The sequence below is a fragment of the Meiothermus sp. genome (assembly GCF_025060375.1).
Taxonomy (GTDB): domain Bacteria; phylum Deinococcota; class Deinococci; order Deinococcales; family Thermaceae; genus Meiothermus.
The window spans coordinates 1-9,027 of sequence record NZ_JANXCG010000040.1; the positions used below are offsets into that span (position 1 = coordinate 1).

A 9,027-nucleotide genomic window follows, 5' to 3' on the forward strand; every position below is an offset into this window, starting at 1 on the left:
GTCGTAGCCCGGCAGCAGCCTCCCCCTGAGGTCGGGGTGCCCGAGGGCCACCCCGGTGTCCACCACGGCCACCACCACCGGGTTGCGCTGGCCCCGCTCGATATCCCAGGCCTGGGGCAGCCGGATGGCCGGGTAGTGCCATTGCAGCGGGTAGAGCTCGTCGTTGGGGGTGGCCAGGGCCCGGCGGATGTAGTTGGGCTGGGCGTAGCGCACCCCGGGCTCCCGGGAGAGGCGCTCCGCCAGGGCCACCGGGTCGGCGGCCCCCTCGAAGCGGTAGAGGTAGGTTCCCTCCAGGCCCAAAGGGCGCACCTGCTGGAGCACCACGGGGGCCGCTCCGCCCTCCAGGGTGAGCCGCTGGAGGGAGGGGCCTTCGGGCCGGACGATGAGCTCGCCGGGGACGAACTCCACCTGGGGGGTCTGGCCGGATGAGCCCAGCTGCAGGCTCACGGTGCCGGCGATGTCCGGGCTTCCGCTGTTGCAGGAGAGCAGGGCGAGGGAGAGGAGGGCCAGGGAGGCCCGGCTTGGGGCCCGCATGGGCCGGCGCAGGGTGGGGGGTGTATTCATGGCCTCACTGTGGCCCGGATTTGTCTAGCTCCTGTCAGCGCTGCCCAAGACGCCCTGGTTTCGCGCAGCATAACCCTACCTGAGGCCCTAGGGGCCCCTGCCCGTCCCGGCCCAGTTTTGCAACGCTTTTGCAACGCCCCCTGAGGAAAGCTGTGCTCGTGCGAGGGAAGCTACTGGTCCTGCGGGTTGACCCCAAGGCCCACCCACCCCTGGCGGTCAGGGAGGCCGGGGGACAGGTGCGCCACTTCGCCAGCTGGGAGGCGCTCCTGGCCTACCTGGAGGCCCAGTATCCCCTCGCCAGGGGGGGAGAAAGACCATGCAAAGACAGACGCGGCTTGTTCTAGCGGCGGCCCTGCTCCTCGCCGCCTGCGGCGGGGGGGCTACTCAGGGGAACAACCCCGGCAACAACCCCGGGGCCGGGGACTGCCCCACCGGCGGCCAGGGGAGCCTGGAGGTGCAGGTCACCGGCCTGCCCTCAGGGGTGCAGGCCCGGGTGCGGGTGAGCGGTCCGGGGGGCTACAGCCGGGACCTTACCGGATCGCAGACCCTAGGTGTGAACACCGGGACCTACACCGTTCAGGCAGAGCGGGTGATCGACACCCACCCCATCGTCCGGCAGGTGTACCGGGTCGCGCAGGGCGCGCAGACCCAGGTCTGCGTGCGCAACAACGAGACGTCCAGGGCCCGGGTGGAGTACAGCCTCATCCCCACAAGCGGGAAGGTGTGGTTTGGGGATGCCACCCGCAGCCGTGTGTACGGCTTCTCCCGGGACTCCCTGGGGACGGGGGGCTCTGTAACCCCCAGCCCCGATGCGGACACCCGGGCCTACGTGGCCCTGGCCTTTGACCGGGAGGGGAACCTCTGGGTGGGGCGGCAGTTTGGCTCGGAGCCCCACCTCTACCGCTACCCCGCGGCCAGCCTGACGGGGAGCAGCCCCACCCCCGACCGCCAGATCAACGTGGGGGGCCTGGCCCAGGACCGGCGCATCGACGACATGGCCTTTGACCCGGAGGGGAACCTCTGGGTAGCCGAGGCGGACTCGGACACCATCTTCCGCCTGGGCAGGGCCGATCTAGAGACTGCCGGCAGCGGCGTGACCACCATCGCTCCGGGGGTGATCGTCAGCGTGGACGACCCCAGGAGCCTGGCCTTTGACCGGGAGGGGAACCTCTGGGTGGGGCAGGCGGACAGCGGTGCGCCTACGCCTCCGGCGGTGCTCCGCTACGACCGGTCTCGGCTGGGGAGCTCCATCCCGGCCGGCCAGGGCCCCGACCGCACCCTCATCACCCTCCACTGGGATGGGACGAACCGGCTCGGCAACAGCGACCTGGCCTTCGACGGGCAGGGGAACCTCTGGGTGATGTCGCTCAACTCCGGCACCCTCCACCGCCTACCCCAGGCGGTCCTCTCCGGCACCGGCAGCCAGACCTTCAACAGCCCGGCCACCGACGGGGTGGTGCGCATCTTCCTGGGAAACGGCCGGCTCTACGGGATGGCCTTCGACGAAGGGGGAGGGCTCTGGATCACCTACGACCCCGCTGGGCCCGGGCATCGCTTCGCCCGGCTCTCGCCCAGCCAGCTCACCAGCAGCACCCCCGCTGGCAGCCCGAGGACTCCTGAACGTCTCTTCGATGCCAGCAGTGTTTCCCGCACCCACTCCCCCGCCCTCTTCCCCGCGCCGGCGGGGCTACCGCTCTTCCACAGCCTGCCCTAGCTTGACGGGGCTAGAAAGAAAGGAGGTTACCGTTGAAGCGTTTCTCAGCCTTGCTGTCCCTCAGCTTCTTGCTCCTCGCTGCCTGCGGGGGCAACCAGCCCAGGAACGGGGGCCTGCCCCCCTCCACCATCACGGTGAACACGTCCCTGAGCCCGCAGGTGCCCAGCATCCCGGACCCCGACGGGGGGCCTGCCCGCCCCCTGGCCTCCGTGAAGGACCAGGGCGGGGCACAGGCGGACTTCGTGGCCAACGAGGTCCTCGTGCTGAGCGACGACACCGCGCGGGTTGAGGCGCTGGCGGCCCGCTACAACGGCCGCATCGTGCGCACCGTCAGCGTGGAGGGCGCGCCCAAGCTGCACCTGGTGCGGCTCAACCCCAGCCAGGGCGATGCCGCTCAGCTGGCGCGGGATCTGCGCCAGCTGGTGCCGGATGCCCGCAGCGACCTGGAGGTCTCAAGCCAGGAGGCGCTCAACCTGCTGGCCACGGTGGCCCGGGAGGGGGTGAGCCAGAACCTCCCGATCGCACCCAACTTCGTCCTGTATCCCCAGGGGATCGCCGAGGGCAGAACAAGTGAAGGCGCCAACACCTTTGTTGGGGAGACCGAGCCCTACCGGGGAGATGCCTTCAGCTGGCCCTACATGAACACCGGCAGCCCGCAGAACATCGGGGTGGGGGAGGCCTGGAGGCTCCTGCAGGCGGCAGGGAAGCTCTCGAACCGGGTCAAGATCGCCATCATCGACGGCGGCTTCGAGCGCGACTTCCCGGACTACCCCGATGCCCGCAGCTTCTACGGAACGGGGGGCTGGGGTACGCAGAACTTCCACAGCTGCCGCGGCAATCCCTGCCCCTGGCACGGGACCCAGGTCACCCAGGCGGCCATGGCCAAGCTGGACAACAGCTTCGGTGTGGCCGGTCCGGCCGGCCCGGTCGCCGAGCTGATGGCGGTGCAGACCCCGGGGGGGGACCTCTTCCAGATCCTGGAGTTCATAGGCAGCCTCATCGGAGGCCTGGCGGCGGAGCGGCCCCGGATCATCAACATGAGCGGGGCGGCGTCAATCCCCGCGGTGTGGGGAGAGGGCCTCAAGCTGCTCATCAAACCCATCCTGGACGCCGTCCTGAGCTTCCCCTATAGGCCCCTCCTCATCGCCAGCGCGGGGAACGCCGGGGTCAACGTAGACGCGGAGGACGAGTTCCTGGGCATCCGCTGGGAGGGCGCCCTCTGGGTACCCTGCGAGCTGGACGGGGTGATCTGCGTGGGCGGGATGCGCTGGAACGCCACCGAGCGGGACGGCTACTCCAACTACGGCACGAAGGCCGACAGCCAGTCGGTGGACATCTACGGCCCCTTCACGGTCTGGGCCTCGGCGATAGGCGAGAGGGCCAGGGAGCTTGGCGAGGACGTGAACGGCTACTACCGGGTGCGGCGGGTCCACGGGACGAGCTTCTCCGCGCCCTTTGTGGCCGGGGTAGCCGCGCTCATCATAGCGGCGAACCCGGCCCTGTCCGCAGCCCAGGTGGAGGAGATCCTCCTGAGCACGGCCCACGTGGGCGGGGTGCACCCGCACGGGGGGCACCAGCGCCGGGTCAATGCCCTGGGGGCGGTGCAGCGGGCCCTCGGGGCCAACGTCCCCCCCTTCGTCCGCTTTGACGCCCCGAGGGAAGGGGAGGCCCACTCCTGGCGGCGGCCCCTGCGCCTGGTCGCCACGGCCTACGACCCCGACACCCCGGGCAACCCCTCGGTGAGCTTCTCCAGCAGCCTGGATGGACCCCTGGGCAGCGGCACGCGCTTCCCCGACCAGCCTGCCTTCTACCTCGACACCACTGCCCTGCGCCCCGGCAACCACCGCCTCACCGCCACGGCCACCTCGGGGGGGCAGCAGACCAGCAGCAGCGTGAACATCACCATCCGCAACGACCCGCCCACGGTGCGCATCTCGGCCCCGTCCCCCACGGATACCCTCTGCACGGGCAGCCCTGTGGTGTTTGAGGCCCAGGTGAGCGACCCCAACAACCCGAGCAGCCACCACTTCCCGGTGGGCGGGGTCACCTGGTGGCAGGGCAGCACCCTGATAGGCAGCGGCTTCAGCGTGAGCCGGAGCTTCAGCAGCCCGGGTACCTACACCATCACCGTGCGGGCCACCGACGACGCACCCGCCCCGCACACCCTCTTCGCCGAGGAGAGCATCACCATCAACGTGGTGAACTGCACCAACCTCCCGCCCACGGCCAGCATCACCGACCCCTCCAGCGACCTGACAGTGGTGGCGTCCGGGTCTGACTCGAACGGCCAGTACCACACGGTCAACCTGACGGGCACCGCCTCCGATCCGGAGGGGGCTTCGCTCATCATCGAGTGGTACACCGACCGGGGCGACCTGCAGCCGGGAGGGCCGGCCAGCGGCAAGCAGCTCCTGGGCACGGGCCTGAGCCTGTCGTCGGTAAGGCTCTACGCCCAGTGCGGTGGTCCGGGAGGGCGGCACACGATCACCCTGGAGGTTGACGACGGCACCCACAGGGTCATCCGGAGCCGGATCATCAATGTGGTGCCGCTCTGCTGAGGGGTACGGAGGGAGAGCCATGAGCATCAGGTGGACCCTGCCCGGACTCCTCGCCCTCCTCGCCGCCTGCGGCGGGGGGGGCGGGGGTAACCCCAGCTTCCAGCTCGCCCTCGACCCGGAGAGCCCCTCCCTCACCGCCGCCCGGGGCGGGAGCGCCAGCCTCACCCTGCGCCTCACCCCCGAGGGCGGCTTCAGCGGGACGGTGAGCCTCGCGCTGGAGCGGGAGGACGGCTCACAGGCCCCTGCGGGGCTCAGCCTCTCCCCCGCGAGCCTCAGCGTGAGCGGCCCCAGCCCCATCACCCAGCCCCTCACCCTCTCCGTAGGGGAGGCGGCCCCGCCAGGGGAGCACCGGCTGCAGCTCAGGGCCACGAGCGGCAGCCTGGCCCGCACCGCCCGGTTCCGCCTCAGCGTGCCCGCCCCGGGGCTGCGGCTCGGGCTGCCCCCGGGCACCTTCGGCCTCACCCGGGGGCTGGGCGGCCCGGTGAGCCTGGAGCTTGCCCCGGAGGGCGGCTTCCGGGGGGAGGTGGAGCTCTCCCTGGTGGGTTCGGTTCCCCCGGGGCTCAGCCTCGCGCCGGACAGGGTGACGCTGGCCGCCCTGACGACCCTGCCCCTCACCCTCTCCACCACCTCCAGCACCCCCACCGGCCTCCACCGGCCGCGCCTGCGGGCGGCGGGAGGGGGGGTGAGCGCGGAGGCGGAGCTCAGCCTCTTCGTGGCGGCCCGGGGGGAGCCCGACCCCAGTTTTGGGAGCGGGGGGATTCGGATCTTCGACATCGCCAGCGCGAGCAATACCGTCAGGGACCTTCTCTGGCGGAATGGGGGGCTGGTGGTCGGAGGGCACGCCCAGGGGAGCGGAGGCAACTCCGACTTCACTCTGGCAGCCTTTACGGGGAGTGGGGATTGGCTAGCCACAGAAACGACCGACTTCGGCGGACAAGAATTGCTCCTAGACCTAGCCCCCCAGCCCAACGGGAGCAAGTTCGTGGCTGCTGGGTACACCTTCAGTGGAAGCACCTTCAGGATCGCGCTCGCCCGCTACAACCCAGATGGCAGCAGTCTTCTGGACACTAGCTTCAACGGGGACGGGAAGAGGACCGACCTCATCGGTAGCCAGAGCGCGGCCCTGGCCGCGGCCGTGGACAACAGCAACCGGATTGTGGTGGCGGGGTACAGCGTAGAGGGGAGCAACACCGAGCTTTTCCTCACCCGTTACCTCGAGAACGGCGCGCTGGACGCGGGCTTCGGCACCGGGGGGCAGGTGCGGGTGCCGGTAGGTCCAAGCTCCTACTTCCTCCCTCTGCTTGTCTTCGGTGGCCTGGATCTGCTCCTCCAGCCCGATGGGAAGCTGGTGGTGGCAGGGGCCAAGCAGGTGGGGAGCCAGACGGTCCTCTTCCTCCGCCGCTACGGGGCCGACGGGGTGCCCGACGCCTCCTTCGGCAGCGGCGGGGAGGTGACGGCTGTTGTTGGCAGCGCCACCCTCGCTACCGCGCTACTGCAGCAGCCCGACGGGCGGCTGGTGGTGGCTGGGAACAGCTACAACGGCAGCGACTACGACTTCGTGCTGCTGCGCCGCAACCCCCTGGACGGTAGCCCCGACACGAGCTTCGGCACGGGCGGCCAGGTGGTCATCCCCATCGGCAGTGGAGAAGACCTGTCTCACGCGCTGGTGCGGCAGCCGGACGGACGGCTGGTGGTGGCGGGGTATGCGGCGGCCCCTGGTGGGAGTGACTTCGCTCTGGCGCGCCTCAACCCTGACGGTACGCTGGACCCGAGCTTCGGTGCGGGTGGTAAGGTGACGACCCCGCTGGCGGGGGAAGACCAGGCGTTTGCCCTGCTCCTCCAACCGGACGGGAGGCTGGTGGCCGCGGGGGGCAGCCGGGCGAGCGGTAGCAACGTTGATTACGCCCTGGTGCGCTACTGGTAGCCCTGGGCTTAGGGGTGCTTGACGCGGCTCCTGGGGTTTGGTAGCTTGCCAGAAGCAATCGGAGTGTCATCGGGGGGTTCTTATGAGGAGGACAGTCCGGTCTCTCGCCCTAGCAGCCCTGGTGCTGGCCAGCCTCACCTGGGCCCAGCGCGCGGACACCATCGTGATCGCCCAGGGCGTGGACGTCACGGTGCTCGATCCCAACAACCAGCTCGAGACCCCCACGGCCAACGTGCTCTCCAACATCTTTGACACCCTCTTCATGCGCATGCCCGATGGATCGGCGCGGCCCTGGCTGGCCACCGGGGTGCGGGCTATCAACCCCACCACCTGGGAGATGACCATCCGCCCGGGGGTCCGGTTTCACAACGGCGAGGAGCTCACCGCTGAGACGGTTAAGTGGAACTTTGACCGAGTGATCGACCCCCAGAGGCCCCTGCGCATCTCCAGCTCTTGGGTCAACCTAGCCAGTGTGCAGGTGGTCAACCCCACCACCCTGCGCTTCATCACCAAGACCCCCTTCCCAGTCTTTCCCACCCGCCTCACCGGCTTCTACATCCTGCCCCAAAGGTACGTGACCGAGGGGGGCAACCGCTATCTTCAGGAGCCCGTGGGCACCGGTCCGTATCGCTATGTGCGCTGGGTGCGCGACCAGCAGTTTGAGCTCGAGGCCAATCCCAACTACTGGGCTGGGGCGCCCAGGATCCGCCGCGCCATCTTCCGGCCCATCCCCGAGGCCAGCAGCCGGGTGGCCGAGCTGCTCTCGGGCGGGGTGGACATCATCACCAACCTAGCCCCCGAGGCGGCGGCCACGGTGCGGGCCTCTGGGGCAGCCGAGGTGCGCGGTGTCCCCAGCATCCGCAACATCTTCGTAATACTCAACACCGGCGGTCGCCCCGACAGCCCCCTGGCCAACCCCAAGGTGCGGCTGGCCCTCAACTACGCGGTGGATAAGCAGGCCATCGTGAGGAACGTGCTGGGCGGCTTTGGCCGGCCCATTGGCTGCCCCCTGAACGAGTACATCTTTGGCTACGATGCCAGGAGCTGCCAGCCCTACGAGTACAACCCCGCCCGGGCTAGGCAGCTTCTGGCCGAAGCCGGCTACCCCAACGGCTTCACCATGACCATGGGCTCCCCCAGCGGCCGGTACCTCAACGACCGCCAGGTGGCCGAGGCCATCGTGGGCCAGCTGGCCCAGGTGGGGGTGCGGGTGGAGCTGCGGGTGCAGGAGTGGAGCACCTACGTAGCCCAGATCTTGGAGCGGCGCATCCCCACTGACGCGGTGCTCCTGGGCTGGGGCAACAACGAGTTTGATGCCGACAACACGCTTTACAGCCTGTTCTACGGCGGCACGGTGAGGGGCGGCCCCCGCCAAGTGGCCTTCAGCTACGTCCGCTCCGTGCCTTTCGACCTGGCTGTGCTGCAGGCCCAGCGCACCACCGACCCAGAGCAGCGCAAGAAGCTGTACCTGGACGCGCTCAGGGTGCTACGGGCCGAGGCCCCCTGGATCTTCCTGTACCAGCAGGAGGACCTCTACGGCGTGGCCCGGCGGGTGGACTGGAAGCCTCGGCCCGATGAGCGGCTCTTCGTCTCCGAGATGGCCTTCAGGTGATGCTTGCCTACCTGCTCCGCCGGCTCCTGCTCGTCCTGGTGGTGGTCTGGGGGGCCGCGACCTTGGCCTTCTTCCTCCTCTTCCTCTCAGGCGACCCGGTCAACCTGCTGCTACCGCTGGACGCCACGCCTGAGGTGCGGGAGCAGTTCCGGAAGGCCTACGGCTTTGACCAGCCGGTCTGGGTGCAGTACCTGGCCTACCTGGGACGGGCCCTGCAGGGCGACCTGGGGGTCTCGCTACGCAACCAGACCCCGGCCCTGGGGCTGGTCCTGGAGCGGATGCCGGCCAGCATGGTGCTAGCCGGAGCGGCCCTGATCTTTGCAGTGGTCCTGGGCGTGCCGGCGGGGGTGGCGGCGGCGATCAGGAAGGGCAGCCTCTTGGAGTTCGGGGTGCTGCTCCTGGCGCTGCTGGGCCAGTCGGTGCCGGTCTTCTGGCTGGCGCTGATGCTTATCCTGGTGTTCGGCCTCGAGCTGCGCTGGCTGCCCATCTCGGGCTACGGGGTTGGGCCTCTGCCGGGCCTGCCGGATCCGGCCCACCTGGTCCTCCCCACCGTTGCGGTGGGCACCTTCTCCATGGCGGCCATCGTCCGACTGACCCGCAGCGGGGTGCTGCGCGAGCTTCGCAGCGATTACGTGCGCACCGCCCGGGCCAAGGG

Annotated in this window: 6 protein-coding genes and 1 pseudogene; 6 read left to right on the forward strand and 1 reads right to left on the reverse strand. The window is 69.8% G+C overall.

Annotated elements, in window-relative coordinates:
* A pseudogene (locus NZ849_RS05265) lies at positions 1 to 564 on the reverse strand (hypothetical protein); the annotation flags it as partial.
* A gap of 158 nt (positions 565 to 722) precedes the next feature.
* On the opposite strand from NZ849_RS05265, the gene NZ849_RS05270 reads away from it, so the two are divergent.
* From NZ849_RS05270 to NZ849_RS05295, 6 genes are all read left to right on the forward strand, one after another.
* A complete protein-coding gene (locus tag NZ849_RS05270) occupies positions 723 to 908 on the forward strand; it encodes a hypothetical protein (RefSeq protein ID WP_295405016.1) in 186 nt (61 codons plus the stop codon).
* On the forward strand, positions 881 to 2,278 hold the full coding sequence (locus tag NZ849_RS05275) for a hypothetical protein (RefSeq protein ID WP_295405019.1): 1,398 nt from the start codon (positions 881 to 883) through the stop codon (positions 2,276 to 2,278). Before NZ849_RS05270 ends, NZ849_RS05275 begins: the two co-directional genes overlap by 28 nt.
* 32 nt (positions 2,279 to 2,310) lie before the next feature.
* Positions 2,311 to 4,836, forward strand: coding sequence for a S8 family serine peptidase (locus NZ849_RS05280; RefSeq protein WP_295405022.1), 2,526 nt, complete (start codon positions 2,311 to 2,313; stop codon positions 4,834 to 4,836).
* A 19-nt stretch (positions 4,837 to 4,855) separates the two neighbouring features.
* On the forward strand, positions 4,856 to 6,760 hold the full coding sequence (locus NZ849_RS05285) for a delta-60 repeat domain-containing protein (protein ID WP_295405025.1): 1,905 nt from the start codon (positions 4,856 to 4,858) through the stop codon (positions 6,758 to 6,760).
* An 82-nt stretch (positions 6,761 to 6,842) separates the two neighbouring features.
* A complete protein-coding gene (locus NZ849_RS05290; RefSeq protein WP_295405027.1) occupies positions 6,843 to 8,372 on the forward strand; it encodes an ABC transporter substrate-binding protein in 1,530 nt (509 codons plus the stop codon).
* Positions 8,372 to 9,027: ABC transporter permease (locus NZ849_RS05295; RefSeq protein ID WP_295405030.1), on the forward strand; the 656-nt coding region annotated here is incomplete at its 3' end. The genes NZ849_RS05290 and NZ849_RS05295, both read left to right, overlap by 1 nt.